The organism is Cohnella rhizosphaerae (genome assembly GCF_029525575.1).
GTDB classification, from domain to species: Bacteria; Bacillota; Bacilli; order Paenibacillales; family Paenibacillaceae; genus Cohnella; species Cohnella rhizosphaerae.
Window position 1 is genome coordinate 141,816 of sequence record NZ_JAPDIA010000007.1, and the last position, 16,185, is coordinate 158,000.

At 51.9% G+C, this 16,185-nt stretch carries 16 protein-coding genes and 3 pseudogenes; 14 read left to right on the plus strand and 5 right to left on the minus strand.

Going from position 1 to position 16,185, the window contains the following annotated elements:
* Window positions 1–561: 561 nt before the first annotated feature.
* From OMP40_RS41940 to OMP40_RS18430, 3 genes and pseudogenes are all read left to right on the plus strand, one after another.
* Window positions 562–858 (plus strand): annotated as a pseudogene (locus tag OMP40_RS41940) (sensor histidine kinase); the annotation flags it as partial.
* Between the two features lie 64 nt (window positions 859–922).
* A complete protein-coding gene (locus OMP40_RS41945) occupies window positions 923–1,450 on the plus strand; it encodes a sensor histidine kinase (protein ID WP_420872017.1) in 528 nt (175 codons plus the stop codon).
* Window positions 1,428–2,987, plus strand: a complete 1,560-nt coding sequence (locus OMP40_RS18430; protein ID WP_277533590.1) for a response regulator transcription factor — start codon at window positions 1,428–1,430, stop codon at window positions 2,985–2,987. Before OMP40_RS41945 ends, OMP40_RS18430 begins: the two co-directional genes overlap by 23 nt.
* A gap of 12 nt (window positions 2,988–2,999) precedes the next feature.
* On the opposite strand, the gene OMP40_RS18435 is transcribed toward OMP40_RS18430, so the two are convergent.
* Both OMP40_RS18435 and OMP40_RS18440 read right to left on the minus strand, forming a co-directional pair.
* A complete protein-coding gene (locus OMP40_RS18435; RefSeq protein ID WP_338131179.1) occupies window positions 3,000–3,224 on the minus strand; it encodes an NAD(P)H-binding protein in 225 nt (74 codons plus the stop codon).
* Between the two features lie 72 nt (window positions 3,225–3,296).
* The gene (locus OMP40_RS18440) at window positions 3,297–3,881 is read right to left on the minus strand and encodes an SDR family NAD(P)-dependent oxidoreductase (protein WP_277533595.1); all 585 of its coding nucleotides are present in this window, start codon (window positions 3,879–3,881) and stop codon (window positions 3,297–3,299) included.
* Between the two features lie 125 nt (window positions 3,882–4,006).
* On the opposite strand from OMP40_RS18440, the gene OMP40_RS18445 reads away from it, so the two are divergent.
* The 5 genes from OMP40_RS18445 to OMP40_RS18465 all read left to right on the plus strand — a co-directional run bounded on the left by OMP40_RS18445 (window position 4,007) and on the right by OMP40_RS18465 (window position 10,390).
* On the plus strand, window positions 4,007–4,675 hold the full coding sequence (locus OMP40_RS18445; protein WP_277533596.1) for a TetR/AcrR family transcriptional regulator: 669 nt from the start codon (window positions 4,007–4,009) through the stop codon (window positions 4,673–4,675).
* 65 nt (window positions 4,676–4,740) lie between these two features.
* Window positions 4,741–6,126: a MalT transcriptional regulator family protein gene (locus OMP40_RS18450; protein ID WP_277533598.1), complete on the plus strand. Its 1,386-nt coding sequence runs from the start codon at window positions 4,741–4,743 to the stop codon at window positions 6,124–6,126.
* A gap of 16 nt (window positions 6,127–6,142) precedes the next feature.
* Window positions 6,143–7,243 carry a LuxR C-terminal-related transcriptional regulator gene (locus OMP40_RS18455; protein WP_277533600.1) on the plus strand — a complete coding sequence of 367 codons (1,101 nt, stop codon included), beginning with the start codon at window positions 6,143–6,145 and terminating at the stop codon, window positions 7,241–7,243.
* A 974-nt stretch (window positions 7,244–8,217) separates the two neighbouring features.
* Window positions 8,218–8,838 carry a GLUG motif-containing protein gene (locus OMP40_RS18460; RefSeq protein ID WP_277533602.1) on the plus strand — a complete coding sequence of 207 codons (621 nt, stop codon included), beginning with the start codon at window positions 8,218–8,220 and terminating at the stop codon, window positions 8,836–8,838.
* Window positions 8,786–10,390 (plus strand): S-layer homology domain-containing protein, encoded by a 1,605-nt coding sequence (locus OMP40_RS18465; RefSeq protein WP_277533603.1) that lies wholly within the window; start codon window positions 8,786–8,788, stop codon window positions 10,388–10,390. Before OMP40_RS18460 ends, OMP40_RS18465 begins: the two co-directional genes overlap by 53 nt.
* 267 nt (window positions 10,391–10,657) lie before the next feature.
* Here OMP40_RS18465 and OMP40_RS18470 read toward each other — a convergent pair.
* Window positions 10,658–11,017 (minus strand): annotated as a pseudogene (locus tag OMP40_RS18470) (ABC transporter permease); the annotation flags it as partial.
* 205 nt (window positions 11,018–11,222) lie between these two features.
* On the opposite strand from OMP40_RS18470, the gene OMP40_RS18475 reads away from it, so the two are divergent.
* From OMP40_RS18475 to OMP40_RS18495, 6 genes and pseudogenes are all read left to right on the plus strand, one after another.
* The gene (locus OMP40_RS18475; protein WP_277533605.1) at window positions 11,223–11,732 is read left to right on the plus strand and encodes an RCC1 domain-containing protein; all 510 of its coding nucleotides are present in this window, start codon (window positions 11,223–11,225) and stop codon (window positions 11,730–11,732) included.
* A gap of 10 nt (window positions 11,733–11,742) precedes the next feature.
* A pseudogene (locus tag OMP40_RS41950) lies at window positions 11,743–12,231 on the plus strand (RCC1 domain-containing protein); the annotation flags it as partial.
* Window positions 12,232–12,358: 127 nt separating this feature from the next.
* Window positions 12,359–12,808, plus strand: a complete 450-nt coding sequence (locus tag OMP40_RS18485) for an RCC1 domain-containing protein (RefSeq protein WP_277533608.1) — start codon at window positions 12,359–12,361, stop codon at window positions 12,806–12,808.
* 43 nt (window positions 12,809–12,851) lie between these two features.
* A complete protein-coding gene (locus OMP40_RS41955) occupies window positions 12,852–13,130 on the plus strand; it encodes an RCC1 domain-containing protein (RefSeq protein ID WP_420872018.1) in 279 nt (92 codons plus the stop codon).
* Window positions 13,114–14,400 (plus strand): fibronectin type III domain-containing protein, encoded by a 1,287-nt coding sequence (locus OMP40_RS18490; protein WP_277533610.1) that lies wholly within the window; start codon window positions 13,114–13,116, stop codon window positions 14,398–14,400. Before OMP40_RS41955 ends, OMP40_RS18490 begins: the two co-directional genes overlap by 17 nt.
* 34 nt (window positions 14,401–14,434) lie before the next feature.
* Window positions 14,435–14,965 carry an S-layer homology domain-containing protein gene (locus OMP40_RS18495; RefSeq protein WP_338131213.1) on the plus strand — a complete coding sequence of 177 codons (531 nt, stop codon included), beginning with the start codon at window positions 14,435–14,437 and terminating at the stop codon, window positions 14,963–14,965.
* Between the two features lie 270 nt (window positions 14,966–15,235).
* Here the strand turns inward: OMP40_RS18495 and OMP40_RS18500 are convergent, their stop codons facing one another.
* Together OMP40_RS18500 and OMP40_RS18505 are read right to left on the minus strand one after the other, a co-directional pair.
* Window positions 15,236–15,454, minus strand: a complete 219-nt coding sequence (locus OMP40_RS18500; RefSeq protein WP_277533613.1) for a Rossmann-fold NAD(P)-binding domain-containing protein — start codon at window positions 15,452–15,454, stop codon at window positions 15,236–15,238.
* On the minus strand, window positions 15,414–16,109 hold the full coding sequence (locus OMP40_RS18505; RefSeq protein WP_277533615.1) for an SDR family NAD(P)-dependent oxidoreductase: 696 nt from the start codon (window positions 16,107–16,109) through the stop codon (window positions 15,414–15,416). Before OMP40_RS18505 ends, OMP40_RS18500 begins: the two co-directional genes overlap by 41 nt.
* Window positions 16,110–16,185 lie beyond the last annotated feature (76 nt).

The window sequence follows — 16,185 nt, forward strand, 5'->3', positions numbered from 1 at the left end:
CCGAACTTGACGGCGATGCGATTCAGTCTGTACAACGCGAAGGGCGATTATATCAATTACGGGACTTCGCCGGTCGACGAGTCCGTCGTCGCCGCGCGTATGGCTTCCCCTCAATTCGCCGAAGATTATGCGGCGCTTCTGCACTACGACGGCAACCGGATGATCGCGCCTCCGCACCCGGATTATTGGTCGGACCAGGGCACGGAGATCGTCTCGATTTATCGCGAGATTCGGGACGTCTATGAATCGTACGGCATGCTCGAGATTCAACAGCCCTATGGGAAGCTCGAGCGTATCGTCCAGCTGTCGACGCTTCCCGAGGTCAGGGTGTTCGTCTACGACGACAAGCGCCATATCGTATACGGCAAGGGCGAACCGGAGCAGATCGATTCCATGATCGACAGCATGGCTGTGGGGCATCGAAAGGTGAACGACGAGATCGCGGCGGCTGCCGAATCGGCCTATTCCGGCTGGACCGTCATGCTGCTCGACACGTCGGGCTCCTTGCTGCCGGGCATTCTGATTTTACGAAAAACGCTTGTCGTGATCGGCATCGGGTTGATGGCCATCACGCTGCTGATCATCTATTTAATCACCCGGCAGCTCACGAGACCGCTCAAGCAATTGACGTCATCGGTCAAGAAGGTGGGCTTGCATAACTTGTCGATCGACCTGGCCAATGATCGCAAGAGCAACGAGATCGTTCAGCTTAACCGGGCGTTCGACAAGATGTTCGACCGGTTGAAGCACTCGATGAACCAGGTCGTCGAATCCCGTTCGCAGGAGTTGAACGCGCAGTTCCGGGCGCTGCAGTCCCAGCTCAATCCCCATTTTCTCTATAACGTGCTGTCGGTGATCGGAGCAGCAGGGTTGGAAGCGGGGGGTGCCGAAGATCATGGACATCTGCTACAAGCTGTCCGCGATGCTGCGCTACATTACGACCTACCAGGAGCAAGGCGTCACGATCCAAGACGAGGTCGCGTGCGCGGAGCATTATTTGGAGCTTATGAAGGAACGGTATCCGGATCATCTGACGTACAGCTTGGATGTAAAGCCCGAGGCGCTGGCGATTCCGATACCCAAGCTGATGCTTCAGCCGCTCGTGGAAAATTGCTTTCAGCATGCGTTCGCGACGATCGCGCCGCCTTGGCGGATCGAGGTGAAAGCGTGGCTGGACGAGTCGCATTGGCATATGCAGGTCAAGGACAACGGAAGCGGCTTCGACCGAGAGACGCTTGTCCACTTGCTGCGCAAAACCGAGCGGTTCTCTGGAGACGTCTCTGCCGGCTTGTCGGAGTCGAAGCCCGGAGGGCTCGGGCTGCATCACACGATCGTGCGGCTTAAGCTCTTGCACGGCGGCGCCATGCGCTTCACGGTCGCGTCCGGCGAACCGCGCGGTTCGATCATCACGATAGGAGGGCCAAGGCATGATCCGAGTGCTGGTGGTTGAAGACGAGAAGCCGATTCTGAACAGCATCAAGCTGGCGATCGAGATGACGGACCCGCGCTTCGTGGTCGTGGCGACGGCTTACAACGGGGAAGAGGCGTTGTCCGCGCTGCAGACCGTCGAGGTGGACGTCGTCTTCACGGACATTCGGATGCCCGTGCTGGACGGCATCGGCCTGATTACTCGCCTCAGAGAGACTTATTCGGCTTCGGCTATCGTCCCCGTTATTATTAGCGGTTATCAGGAATTCGAATACGCGAAGCAGGCGCTGAGCATGAACGTCTTCGATTATTTGTTGAAGCCGCTCTCCTTGGCGGAGCTGAGGAGCTTGCTGCTTCGAATCGCCGCGCAAGTGGAAGGGCAGCGGCAAGCGTCCGTCGACAAGTATATGGAGGAGCTTCTGGGCAGCGACGGGCATCCGAAGGGCGCGCGTCCGGCCGCGCTCCCCGAACGCGGCGTATACGGCCTCCTGCACCTCTGCGCCTGTGCCTTCCCGAGCTTCGCGATGGAGGACAGCAGTCCCGCCGCGGAGAGCTGGGCGCGGTTCGACTTGACTGAGACATGCAGAGTAATCGCCGGAGAAGGGCCATTCTGGGTGCTGGACGGCAAGACCGATTCCGAAAAGCTCATCGTCTCTCTCGGCACGGAAGCCCGATACGACGAGACGACGCGCGCATTCGCCGAAGCGCTGCTCGACCGGTGGCGGCAGGTCATCGGCACGCCGATCACCATCGGGATGTCCGGGCCGCTGGCGCTGGACGATATCCGCACCACTGCGCAGATGATGCGAGCAAGGCTTAACCGGACGGTCTCGATCGGGGAATCGCGGATCTTTTCGCTGTCCCAATCGACCGACCTGGTCTTCGAAGTCCCGAAGTTAAATTCATTCGTGGAGAAGAAGCTGCTGTTTGCCCTTAATCAACGATCTTACGAGCAGTTCCTCGACATATTGCGCGAACTCGTCGACGAGTGGAGGCGCCTCAAGCCGCGCCAATACGAAGTGGAGAAGCTCGTCCATCGGATCGCCGCCTTGTGCCTCGGGGTACTGGATGCGCGTTCCCGCTACTACACCGCTTATTTTGAAGCCGATCTGAATCAAGCGGTGCTGCAGGCAAAAAATTATGACGAGCTGCTGGTCAATCTAAGCCTCGTCTATAAAATGGCCTTCGCGATGAAAGGGCCGCAAGACGACGACAACGATCGATCCAAGCAATTGATGGAGCGGTTGGACGAATACCTGCGCGCGAATTTGACGGAACCGATCAATCATCAGACGCTCTCCGAGAAATTCGGGCTCGTTCCCTCGTATCTTAGCAAGCTGTTCACGAGTTACAAAGGAATGTCGCCCGCCAAGTATTTGCTGTCGCTGCGCATGAAGCGCGCGAAGGAGCTGCTGGAAGCCCGGCCGCGGCTGCTAATGAAGGATATCGCCGCCTTGATAGGCTATCAGGACCCGCTTTACTTCAGCAAGCTGTTCAAGAAGGAGACCGGCATCTGGCCTTCGGAGTATGAGGCTGGGCAGAATAGAACCTCCGTTTAAGAAGCAACGGACCTACGGCCAATGAAGCCTCTTACTTGGACTCGAAGCGTTCGAGAGTTCCCCTTTTGCAAGCCGCAGATTCGGATGATTTAGCTTGATTTTCTCAGGGCTTCTAACGTATGCCGTAACGGAATCGCCGTTATCTAACGCTAATCGCATTAGAAGCTGACCGATGGCACCGCTTGCCCCAAAAATGGTGATGTTCATGGTCCTCTGCTCCGGCTCCTTCCGATTCATATTTGATCTTGTGTAATTAATTCTTCGACTCGATCTCGTTTGGTGTACATGTCATACCAAATATCGGCGATTTTATCTTGAACCCCCCGAATTCGGCTGCATCCAGATTCCGATCGAAAGGTGCCCTGCGTAAATTCCTTTGTCCTTTAGTTCGGTATTCAAGTTAAAAATATAATTACGAAGACCGGCGCTTGCAATTCCGACATTCCCCATCATCGGAGTTGGATGGATGGCAGAGGCTCCTGTCGTAAATAATAAAGCTCCGCTTTGTTTTTCCAACATATCCGGAAGCACTTTTCGAACACTGGATATCGCACCTAAAACGTTGAATTGAAACTGGTAAAGCGCATTTTCTTCCGTCACCTCTAATGGACCTGCCACTGTATCGATACTTGGCGTTGGGCTGTATTCGAGTACATCGATAAATCCGTATTTTTCTTTGACGGCTGCAAAAGCTAAACCAAGTTGGGCATTATCTAAAATGTTCGCTTGAAACGCTGCTGCTTCAACACCTAATTGTTCCAGTTCAACAACCAGTTGGTTCAACTTTTCCTCATTGCGGGCAATAAGCGCGACTCGAAATCCATTTTGTCCGAACTTCTTTGCAATAGACATTCCTAATCCCTGGCCAGCTCCGACAATCGCTATTGTTTTCATATAACATCTTCCCTTCCATGTATTTAATTTGCATTCAGATAAATATTGAACGTTTTGTTGTATATTTATCTTAAGTCCATTATGATTAGATACAATTCAAGCTTCAATATTTAATATTTTTGTTTTTGAACTTTAAAATACAAAAGATTAAGCTTCTGTCGCATAACTATCAAAAAAAATATAAGGGAACGATTGGGTATGAACAAAAAAAACCGATTTGCGAATCATCCGCTCTAAGAGCTCTATTAAAAAAAGCATTTGCAAAACTTCTTCATGAGAAGGGATATGAAGCGATCACGATCCAAGATATTGCCGATAAGGCGATGATCAACCGAAATACGTTTTATCTCCATTATCAGAACAAGCCCGATCTATTGCATTCCTATATGAAAGAACAATTGGATGAAGTAAACAATACGCTCACACTTTGTTCCAGCAGGAACAGTCCGCTTCGTGTTTCCAAGCTGGAAAGTCTCATGCAGACCATACTCGAAAAAATTAACGATAACATTCCTTTTTATAAAGCAATGCTAGTTGATGAGAATGGCATTCATGGTTTTCAATCTAAGATGGAAAATCTTATAAAAAGCACAGTAAATGATGGCTTGGATAACGTTCCATTAGCGATCTCCAAGGAATTACTGCTTCAATATGTTGCGTCGACTTTTATGGGAGTTGTGGTCTGGTGGGTACAAAATATTAATTCTTATGCGCCGGAGGAAATTGCATCTCAATTCGGTAAAATTTTAACCCAAGGTCATTTCAAAGCTGCGGGTATCATCATCGATGAATGAATGTGGAGGGCTCCCCATGATCGTACGTACGAAGCTCTATATCCCCCCATGTGCGTCACGAGGTGGTGGCTAGACCGAGGCTGACTCATAGGCTCAACGAGGGAATGCAAGTCAAACTGACGCATATCTCCGCGCAAGCCGGCTATGGCAAAACAACCGCGTTAAGCCAATGGGCGAAACAAGGCGACGCGCTTGTCGCCTGGATGTCGCTGGATGCGAGGGATAACGATTATATTCAATTTTGGAACGGCGTTACGGCCTCTATTCAGGAGTTAGTCCCAGGCTTTGGAGAGGAGATCTGCGCTTTCCTTGAAAAGGGGCTTGGGGCGTCGCGGGCATATGCGGTGCCTTCGCTGCTGAACGATCTGGATCGGTTAACGAACGAGCTTGCGATCGTTCTTGATGACTATCACTTCATCGAGAGCGCTATGATTCATGAGTCTTTGGCTTATCTGCTTGAACATCTGCCCGCCCACATTCATCTCTATATCGCGAGCCGCAACGAGTTGGCGATCCCGACCGCCAGACTTATGGCCAAGGGCGAATGCAATCTCATCACGATGCAGGACATGCGCTTCCTGCTGGACGAAGGGCATGTCTTCTTCCGGAACATGACGGAATTAGGGTTAACTGCAGCGCAAGTGGCGGAGCTGCTTCACCAGACCGAGGGCTGGATCAGCGGGCTGGAGCTGGCGGCGATCTCTCTGAGGAACAGCGATAATATCGCTGAATCCATCCGTCAATTCAACGGGCGACAGCATCATATATCGGATTATTTGCTGGAAGAAGTCTTCCGTCATCTAACGGAAGATATGCGATCCTTTCTCATAGCGACGTCTATTCTAAGTCGAATGAATGCTTCCCTATGTCAGGCTGTAACCGGGCGGCAGGATAGCGAGCGCTATCTGGAGAGATTAGCGCAGTTGAACTTGTTCATCATCCCTCTCGACGATCAGCGGAGCTGGTACCGGTATCATCATTTGTTCTCGGACTTTCTGCAGCGCATGGGGGCGAGGACGGATACGAACGACTGGGCGCAAGCGCATGGGAATGCCGCTTGCTGGTTGGAGCGCAACGGGCTGGACGAGGATGCGATGGAGCATTACCTGGCAGGACATCACTATGCGGATGCCGTTCGATTAATCGAGAAAAATCTGGATGCGCTTGTGCAGTCCGAGAGTATTGCGTTTATCAGATGGATGAAGGCGATCCCGGAGTCCTATTTTGCCGAGAAGCCCTTGGTCGAATTGTTCTATATCACGGTGCTATCGGGGACAGGGGATCATGAAGCGGCTTCTCTTCGAATCGGACAGGCCCGGGCTCGGTTCCAAGCGCTGAAGGATAAGCTGAGTGAGCCGGAATGGAAGCAAGCAATGGGCAATATTTACTTTTTCAGCGCGGTCGACGCTTTTCTGAAAAAAGGACTTGGTCAAAACCTCCGAATACTATGAGCGATGTGAACGCTATATGCCGGAGGGCAGCGTCTTTCAAACGATGTGGCGCTACCAGTATGTCGGCTATAACCCCTTTACGGATTATTTGGCGCATATCAATGATCTTCATGCACTCGATGTGTTCCTATCCCGCTGGACCGATGTGTTGGGAAACAAGACCGAGTATCCGCTTGCGGGCACCTTCCTCGCCGCTTACAGCAAATTGCTGTACGAGTGGGATCGGCTGGAGGAGGCGGAACGGTATGCGAATCTGGCGCTTGGACGAAGGGATGTCCGGCCTTATGTACGGATCTTCACGCAGGTCGCCATCGGCGCTTCATGGATTCAACAGGCCTTAGGCCGACCGGACCGCGCTTCGGAGCTGCTCGCGGACTTGAAGTCGCAGCTCGACACGCCCGTATATCGATTGTTCATGCTGAAGATCGAAGCCGAGCAGGCTTGTCTGGCGCTGCGCCAGGGCGCCGTCGAAGAGGCGCTCGCGTGGCTGCAGGACTGCGGCTTGTCCCATACGGACGAAGTCGCGCTCGATCAGGTGCAAGCGCATATGGCGTATGCCAGGGTGCTCGCGGCAGGCGGACGGCCGGAAGAAGCGCTGGGATTATTGGACCGGCTGAATGCGCTGCTGCGCAGGGAGGATCATCTCCGGGACCGCATCAAGGTGCTTATCCTGCAGGGCGTGATCTTGCAGCGCATGAGCCGGGCGGCGGAGGCGCTGGCCAAGCTGGAGACCGCGCTGCAGCTGGCCGGGCCCGAAGGCTATATCCGGAGCTTCGTCGACGAAGGCGCGGAGATGGAGCTGCTGCTGTCCGCGTATGTGAAGACAAGGCCGAAGGCTCCCGTTCGCGTTGCGCCAGGTGATGCTTGGGCTTATGCCAAGCGGCTGCTTCAAGCGATGCAGTCCGCGCCGGAACCGATGAGAAGCGTGCTGACCGAACAGGAAACGAAGATCCTGCAGCTGATCGCGGACGGCCTGCCGAATAAGGAAATCGCCCTTCGCCTGAACATTACGGGGGAGACCGTCAAGACGCACATTAAAAGCGTGTACAGAAAGCTTGAGGTAAACAACCGCGTACGAGCACTTCAGCGTGCTAGAGAATTAAGCATATTGGGCTGACATCCTTCTCCCGCGCATCCCCCCGGACGGGGGGATTTTTTTTTTATCCCCTATCGTTTTATAGTAGGTTGAAGTTTCAAGAATCGACAAGAAGTCACCTGAATAAGCAGTCACCAGAATAAAGAAGTGGAGTGAATGACAAGTTGCTGAAGAAGGGCGCTATTCTTTTATTGCTGGCGTTGATGGTATGGTCCTCATTTTCGTTTGCGTCGCCGGCTTCGGCCGATACGGGTTCCATTGACACGAGCAAGATGTTTAAGTGTGCAGATGAGCTTGACTATTGCAAGTTTCCGGGAACGCAGGTTGTCTATTTTGGCGCGAACGGAGCCTATAATTCTGCTACGTTTACCTCAGGTGTGACATGTATGATCGATCATCTCCATGTCAGCGATCCCATCAATGGTGTAAAGAAAGCGTGTTACGTCTCCAAAGGGAGTGTGGAGTATTACAGCACTGGCGCTGCAACCGGGAGTGCGCCAACCGATAGTAATTCATATGAAGTGGGGGCAACTGTTACGGTTCCGGACCAAGGGGGGGCTGGAGAGACCGGGTTTTATCTTCGCGGGCTGGAATACGATGTGGGATGGAACGGGGACTCTCTATCCTGCAGGCACTACCTTCACGATGGGGAATGCCAACTTAAGGTTGTATGACTGGTGGAAGTGGGGGAGAGCCTGCAGCGTCCGTGTATAGTGGCACGGGAACAGCGAATGATCCGTTTCAGATTGCAACTCCCCTGCAATTAGATAAGCTCAGAAACTACTTCTTGGAGAGTGGCTTGTATTTCAAGCTCACGGCCGATCTGGACCTGAGCGATTATCGGTCAGGAGCAGGCTGGGAGCCCATCGGGGGAGAAAATACGCCATTTAGGGGGGAATCTGGATGGCAATGGACACAAGATCACGAACCTCTTTATTGATCGGTCAGCCGGTTTTACAGGGCTATTTGGTTTTATTAACAACGAAAATGCCAGCGTGACCAATCTGAAACTAGTGGATGTGAATATTAAAGGATCTAACTACGTTGGTGGTTTGGCAGGTTGGAATAGCGGAACGATGAGCAACATCTATGTTACGGGAAGTATAACAGGCGTTACGAAAACAGGCGGTTTGGCAGGTGGAAATGGAGGAGCAATTGCCAACAGTTTTGTTGCAGGAAGTATAACAGGAAGCTATACTGCCGGCGGCTTCGTAGGCGAAAATTATGGTCCGATTGACCAAAGCTATCATACGGGAAGTATAACAGGGACCGAAAGTGTCGGCGGCTTGGTCGGCGAAAATAACGCTCCAATCAGCAACAGCTATCATACGGGAAGTATAACAGGGACCCATAATGTCGGCGGCTTGATCGGTGATAATTATGCTCCGATTGACAAGAGCTATGCCGCGGGAAGCGTAACAGGAAGCAGTGCAGCAGGCGGTTTGGTCGGTAATAATTATGCTACGGTTAGCGATAGCTTCTATGACTCGGAAACAACCAACCAATCGGATACAGGCAAGGGCATTGGCTTATCGACTTTAGATATGGGGAAGCAAAGTACCTATGCGGGCTGGGATTTTACAAGCATATGGGGGGATAAACGCGTCAGGCAATGACGGATATCCTTATCTGCGTGCGATACAAAAATTTGTGACTTACGATGGTAACGGCAGCGATAGCGGGATCACACCGGCAGATAGCAGCTCGTATGAGCAGGGTGTCACGGCATCGGTGTATGGCAACACAGGCAGCTTGGCCAAGACGGGCTACACGTTCGCGGGCTGGAATACGCAAGCGGACGGCAGCGGTACGGATTACGCCGCGGGCGCTTCGTTCACGATGGGGACGGCGGATGTGACGCTGTACGCCAAGTGGACGAAGAATCCTACGTACACTGTGAGCTATAATGCCAACGGAGCTACGTCCGGAAGCGCGCCGGCGGACAGCGGTTTGTACGAGCAGAACGCTGCGGTGTCGTTGTCCGGCAACGTCAGCGGCTTGGCCAAGACAGGCTACACGTTCGCGGGCTGGAACACGCAAGCGGACGGCAGCGGCACGGACTATGCCGCAGGCGCTTCGTTCACGATGGGGACGGCGGACGTGACGCTGTACGCGAAGTGGCTGCCGGCGAGTACATCCAATGACAGCGGAAGTGGATCGACGGGACCGACGGGATCGGCGGCTGCCGGCAATAACGTCGTCTCGTCGGACGGTACGCTCACGCTTCCCGTCGGCAAGTCAGGCGAGGTTAGCCTGGGGAACCGGGTCAAGGTCGTGATTCCCGCCGATGCCTCCGGCAAAGCGCTGAGAATCACGATCCAACAAGTGACGGACACGCAAAATCTGCTTACAAGCCATGACGTGCCGGCCACCCCGGTCTATGAAATTCTGAAAAGCTTCGCGGAAAACTTCGAGAAGGATATCACGCTGATCTTCACGTTCGATCCGCAAGTGTTAAAAGGCAATCAAATCCCTGCCGTATTCTTCTATGACGAAGCAAAGAAGACCTGGGTCAAGGTCGGAGGCACGGTGAACGGGAATACGATTACCGTCAAGGTGAATCACTTAACCAAATTCGCGGTCTTCGGCGTAGGCGAAGGGGCAGACCCGACGGACGGCGCGACGCCGTCGATCAGCCTCGGCGACATCTCGGGACACTGGGCGGAGACGAAAATCAAGCAAGCGGTCGGCATGCAAATCGTCGGCGGCTATCCGGACGGGTCGTTCAAGCCGAATGCCGCGGTGACGCGCGCGGAATTCGCGGTCATGCTGATGAATGCGTTGAAGCCGCAGCAAGAGGGAGCGGCGCTTGCATTCGCCGATAAGGAGCAGATCGGCGCCTGGGCGCAGCGAGCCGTCGCGCAAGCCGTGCAGGCCAGCATCATTCATGGATACGAGGACGGCACCTTCCGTCCGAATGCGAAGATTACGCGTGCCGAGATGGCGGTCATGATCTCGAGCGCGCTGGGACAGTCCGTCCAAGCGACGGCAACCGGCTTCGCCGATGACCAGGATATTCCGGCATGGGCCAAAGGAGCGGTCGCGGCCCTGAGCCAGCTGGGCATCGTCGAAGGCAGCGGCGCGAACCGGTATGCGCCGGGGAACCCTGCGACGAGAGCAGAGGCCGTGACGGTGCTGCTGAACATGCTGGCGCAAGCGAACGGGTGAAAGAAAAGCTGACGATAAGCTGGTTTTGACGCCGGTGATGTCTGCGGAGCCCATATCCTTGACTAATGAAGAACTCTGGATCAGGAACGTCAAGATGATCCGGCGATAGTGGTAAGACATATCAAGGCATCCACTCGGGTGCCTTTCATTTTCGCTTTATAGATGATACGGTGAACCGTATCACAACGGCGAAAATACCAATGCATTATTATATAAAAAGTAAATTATTGATGATGGAAGAGTTGTTAAAGTTATTTATTACCCGCTTTATCGGCGGTTCGGTGCGGGAGTCGAGCCGACTACGCCGTAGCGGTATAGCACCTTGCGGCCGATCCAGCCGACGATGCGGTCGGTTATGAAGCCCATCAGGCCGAGGCTGATCAGGCCGACGAAGATCCAGTCCGTCCGGAAGAACAGCCGCGAGTTCCAGATCAGGAAGCCGACGCCTTCGCTCGCCGCCATCATCTCCGCGCCGATGATAGCCATGTAGGAGGTGCCCATCGCGAGGCGGATGCCGGTGAACATGTAAGGCGTCGTGGCCGGAATGGCGACGTGCAGCAGAATTTGCCATTCCGAAGCGCCCATGCTGCTGGCGGAGCGGACCTTGTCCTCCTCCAGCGACAGCAGCTAAACCCCGGTTGTTAAAACCCGGCCTCTCAACTTGGGAGACCGGGTTTTTGCCGATCTTTTCATTTTTTTGTTTTTCCCAACATTATTCGTATAATCGACAAATTATCCTATATATTTCCGCTGCTATGGTATCATAGGTGGAAGAATACCTGTCAAGAGAATATTCAATAGCGTGTATAAAGAGGAATTGGGGAGGTTCGAGATGTTTCAATCCAAACGATTGTACCACTTTGTTATTTTTCTTATCTTGTCTGGTTTAATTCCAATTCCTTCCACGGTGGGGGCAGAAGCGTCTTCTTCTGTTGTGATTGCCCAGATTGCCGCGTCTCCACTGCATGCCTTAGTCTTGACGGAGAGCGGCGAAGTGTACGGTTGGGGCTCGAATGCAAATGGGGCCCTTGGAGACGGCACTGATGAAGCAAGAACGGAAGATTTGACGAAGGCCCAAGGGTTACCTGCAATTAAAGCGGTTAGTACCGGGTATCTTTCGTCATATGCTTTGACCAACGAAGGCGAGTTGTATGCTTGGGGGCGCAATTATTATGGTCAGCTAGGCGGGGGGGGGGCGAGCTGGGGAATTACGCTTCCCAGAAAGATTGAAGGGCTTCCTAAATTAGTTCAAATAGAGGGTGGAAACGAGTTTGCTGTAGCGCTAGCAGCCTCAGGGGGAAGTATACACCTTCGGTGTCAATTCTGTAGGGCAGCTAGGTGATGGAACAACCGTTGAACGCAGCAATCCCGCAAAAGTGCCAGGGCTTCCTTTCATCAAGGAGATATCCGTCGGAATGCATCATACATTGGCGTTATCCGAATCGGGAGAAGTCTATGCCTGGGGTAGTAATAATTCCGGACAGCTTGGAGACGAGACAACAATAAACAGAACATCTCCTGTTCGAATAACAGGCTTACCCAAGATAAAGGCTCTGTCTGCAGGGGTCTATCACACGCTCGCGCTAGCCGATAATGGCGATGTTTATGGTTGGGGTTCGAATGAATATGGACAACTAGGCCAAGTTAGCACAGACAACGTAATGACTCCTAACTTAATCGATACATTTCCCAAATCGCGAGCAATAGCTGCCAGTGCAAGCGACTCTTCTGTAATTACGACTACAGGTGAAGTTTATGTATTAGGAACCGTTCAAAATGAAAATTCGCCTTCAAGTAATGTGCCACGGAAGATGGAAGCAGTGTCCGGTGCAGAGACAATTGCCAGCGGGAGCGACTATACATTATGTGTTTTGAATTCCGGGGGAAGTATACGGATGGGGCAGCAACGAGTATGGACAGCTCTTGCTAGGGCCGTCCAACAAATCAATGCCAGTAAAGTTATCGGAGATGAATCATATCAGCCAAATTTCTGCCGGCTATCATAATACGGGAGTTGTTTCAAGTTCGGGCGAGCTATTCGCCTGGGGTATGAACAATTATGGCCAGCTAGGAGATGGAACGACGGAGGATCGGGGTAAGCCAGTATTAATTTCTAATCTTCCGCCTTTAAAAAAAGTTGAAAAAGGCTCCGATTATACTTTAGCAGTCTCGGTGGATGGAATCGTTTACGGATGGGGGAGCAATTACTATGGAACAATCGGGGATGGAACGACGATAAATAAAACTACGCCCACCTGGGTTAAAGGCCTTAGCAACGTCAAAGATGTTGCCACTGCTTATTTTACATCGGCAGCCTTGACGGAAAACGGTGAAGTTTACACTTGGGGGGCTAGGATATCAGCAATCGCCAGAAATTCTAAATGGTCTTCCGCCTATTTCGAATATTACGGCGGGTGATGATGGCACTGTTATGGCCGTGTCTGAGGATGGAGAAGTTTTTATGTGGGGGTGGATATCTGCCCTGGGGGGATTTAAATCTGTTCCAATAAAAGTAGATGGACTAGCGTCCATTAAAAATGCAGCAGTGGGAGCAAATGCTACATATGCTGTTTCAGTTAGCGGTGAAGTCTATGCTTGGGGTTCAAACGACCGGGGACAGCTTGGGGACGGTACATATGAATCAAAGTCTACACCCACCCTTATTCAAGGGTTATCGGGGATCATCTCCGTGTCCGCGGGAAGAGGGGGGGCATGTCCATGCCATGACCCAATTCGGTGAGGTATACGAATGGGGAAGCGACAGCAACAGCGATCCGATATCGATCCGCAAGCTTCCTTTTAATGAGAAGATATCAAGTATCTCCTCTAAATTTTCTCATACGATTGCTTTGTCAACAAGCGGAAACCTTTATGTGTGGGGCACCAACGATTATGGCGAAATAGGGGACGGCACAAGATATTCAAAGGTTCCGACAAACCTCTCAAGCAAAATTAAAAACAGTATCTTGGCTTTACCGGATAACGAACCGCCGTATTGGCCCGGCAACAGTACTCTTCAGGTTAGCGAGGTTGGGAGTACGGAGGCGACTCTTGCTTGGACTCCGGCAGTGGATAACAAAGAAGTGAGCGGCTACGCGTTATTTTCTATCGTCGGGATCACGTTGTCTGAAGTTGCAGTTGTAGATCACGGGATTACAAAATATAAATTAACGAATCTTACCCCTGATACGCAGTATACATTCATGCTTAAAGCAAAAGATGGCACTTCAAACTGGAGCGATTACAGCCCGGAAATAAACTTCCGGACAAGCCCGAGAGGCGAAGATCCAGGGAGCGGCACTCCAGGAAGCGGCACTCCGGGAGGCGGCACTCCAGGAAGCGGCACTCCTAGTGTTGATATGCCCGAGGAGTCATCCGATCTGCCATGGGACATGAGCACCTCAGTCATGCCGAATGGAAAACAATCCATCCAAATTCAACTCAAAGATAATGGTCTTGAGGAGCTCATGAGGAACGACGAATTCAAGAGCTCGAAAATCTTTCAGATCACATCGAGCGATCGGGCGGACCGGTATAAAGTCACCTTGCCGATTAAGTTTCTTTCCGGCATGTCGTCTCTTGAAGCCTCTTCATTGCTTCGGATCTCGACGCCAGATGGATGGTGGCAGCTCCCAGTATCGACTTTATTGAAGGGGCTGAACGTAACGGCATCTGAACCTGTCGTTATTTCCATTGAGCATGCAGGCACGGAATATGAAGAGACCTTGCAGCAACAATTGGCGGGTAGCGGAGTGCGGCCGCTGGGCAAGTTGTTGGATTTCTCGGTAACGGTTAGCAACCAGCCCGTTAACCAGTTCTCGGAGTACGCAGAACATGGACTAGTCGTTGAGACCAAGCAGATTCCACTAAATCAACTGGCGGGATTGACATATGACCCCGTAGCAGAAAGATTCGTTCCCGTGCCAATTAAGACTGAATGGAATGACGGAGTTCTCCACGTTTCTTTGTATAAAAAAAGGGAACTCGGTTTATACAGTGGTAATGACTGAAAAGGCGTCATATCAGGATGTTGCGGTGAACAGCATGTATAAGGCAAGCATCGAGGCCTTATCCAATCGTTTGGTTCTTAAAGGGTTTGGCGATGGAACGTTCAAACCGGAAAAATCAATTACTCGTGCGGAATTTGCCGCCATATTAAACAGATCGCTGGGTATTTTGCCGGGCAGCGATCAATCAACAAGTCAATTTGAGGACGTCAAGAAGGGCGCTTGGTATGAGAAAGATATCGATTCGGCCGTATTTGCGGGATTAATTACGGGATACTCCCCTACTTCCTTTAAGCCCGATCAGACGATAACACATCAAGAGATGATCGTGATGCTTGTAAGGGCTTATGAGTATGTGCATGCCGACTCTGTAAATGCAACAGGTATCGCAACTCCTGCAGCCTTAAAACTGCCGGAGTGGTTTATCCCGGCCTATCAGAAAGCCATTCAGGAAGGTATCCTTCTTTCGGGCGGGGATCCCTTTACATTCCATCCGGCTCAAACGGCAACCCGACAAGAAAGCGCGTATCTGTTGCACCGTCTGCTTGAAATTTTAGTGTTCATCTAAATGTTATAGGCTGATTTAGCGAATTTTCAAAACTCATGCGGCTTGCGAAAAATCAAACTTAGTTAAAAAAGTCATAATACCTTTGAATCCTTAAGGGCGGCCCCAGGGCCGCCTTTGTTTTCGCCGTTAGACCCGTTAAGGAGAACCGTATCATAAATAAGGGTAAGTTTTAAATATGCTCCCCTTTAAGCAGACAGGTTTAATAAATAAACCTGCTACTTACAGAGGCGCATATCAGTTACCGTGGATATCGAAGTCCTTTTGTGTCCTTTAAACTGGTTTTGCTACATCATCTGCATCAGTGGAGTAAGCCAGCTCTTTCTGTGCTTCCAGAGCGGCCAGTCTGTCCAGCAGGGCTGTCCGGATTTGCTCATAGGCGTCACTGCCCAACGCCATACGCATCGCACCCTCTCCCTGATCGACACGGTGGATAATCTGCTGCGCCATCTTATCCGGATCGCCGACAACCATTTTGTTGAACATGCTCATATCTATACCTGGCAGTTCCCCCCTTCATCAGGCTAACGAATTGGCCCGCCTCCGTATTCCGGTATTCGTCCATCCGCTCGCCGAATACGGCGTTGCCTAAAATGAAATTCGTTCGGATTCCGCCGGGCTCCACCATCGTGGTCTTAATATTGAACGGGGCCACTTCCTTAGCCAGCGCTTCAAAGGCCCCTTCGACCGCCCATTTCGAAGAACAATACAGTCCCATGCCCGGAATCGAATAATGACCCGCCATACTCGAAATTTGTACAATGTGGCCGCCGCCCTGCATGCGGAAATAAGGCAGGACTGCACGCGCTGCACGCAGGGAGCCAAGCACATTGGTCATGAATTGATGCTCAATTTGCCTGTCGCTTGCTTCTTCCACTGCGCCATACAATCCATAGGCTGCATTATTGACAAGCACATCGATCGTGCCCAGTTCTGAAAATGCGCGTTCCACGACTTCGGCAATTTGCTGAGGGTTGGTCAGATCTAAATGAGCCTGCCATAGTTGGGAGCCATACTGTGCCTGCAGATCATCCAGCACACCCGGTTTGCGTACCGTTGCGGCTACACGGTCCCCTCTATCCAGCAACCGGCGAGTTATAAGTGAAGCCAAGCCTCCTGATGCTCCTGTGATGAACCATGTTTGCATGCTAGAACCCTCCAATCGTTGTCTTGCACTGAATCATACAAGCAACTGGAGGGAGCTAGCCACAGCACGTCTATTC

Coding starts and splice junctions, on each gene's coding strand:
- OMP40_RS41945 (WP_420872017.1), top strand. CDS start 923: ATGCTGCGCTACATTACGACCTACCAGGAGCAAGGCGTCACGATCCAA.
- OMP40_RS18430 (WP_277533590.1), top strand. CDS start 1,428: ATGATCCGAGTGCTGGTGGTTGAAGACGAGAAGCCGATTCTGAACAGC.
- OMP40_RS18435 (WP_338131179.1), bottom strand. CDS start 3,224: ATGAATCGGAAGGAGCCGGAGCAGAGGACCATGAACATCACCATTTTT.
- OMP40_RS18440 (WP_277533595.1), bottom strand. CDS start 3,881: ATGAAAACAATAGCGATTGTCGGAGCTGGCCAGGGATTAGGAATGTCT.
- OMP40_RS18455 (WP_277533600.1), top strand. CDS start 6,143: ATGCCGGAGGGCAGCGTCTTTCAAACGATGTGGCGCTACCAGTATGTC.
- OMP40_RS18465 (WP_277533603.1), top strand. CDS start 8,786: ATGCGGGCTGGGATTTTACAAGCATATGGGGGGATAAACGCGTCAGGC.
- OMP40_RS18475 (WP_277533605.1), top strand. CDS start 11,223: ATGTTTCAATCCAAACGATTGTACCACTTTGTTATTTTTCTTATCTTG.
- OMP40_RS18485 (WP_277533608.1), top strand. CDS start 12,359: ATGAATCATATCAGCCAAATTTCTGCCGGCTATCATAATACGGGAGTT.
- OMP40_RS41955 (WP_420872018.1), top strand. CDS start 12,852: ATGTGGGGGTGGATATCTGCCCTGGGGGGATTTAAATCTGTTCCAATA.
- OMP40_RS18490 (WP_277533610.1), top strand. CDS start 13,114: ATGACCCAATTCGGTGAGGTATACGAATGGGGAAGCGACAGCAACAGC.
- OMP40_RS18495 (WP_338131213.1), top strand. CDS start 14,435: ATGTATAAGGCAAGCATCGAGGCCTTATCCAATCGTTTGGTTCTTAAA.
- OMP40_RS18500 (WP_277533613.1), bottom strand. CDS start 15,454: ATGAGCATGTTCAACAAAATGGTTGTCGGCGATCCGGATAAGATGGCG.
- OMP40_RS18505 (WP_277533615.1), bottom strand. CDS start 16,109: ATGCAAACATGGTTCATCACAGGAGCATCAGGAGGCTTGGCTTCACTT.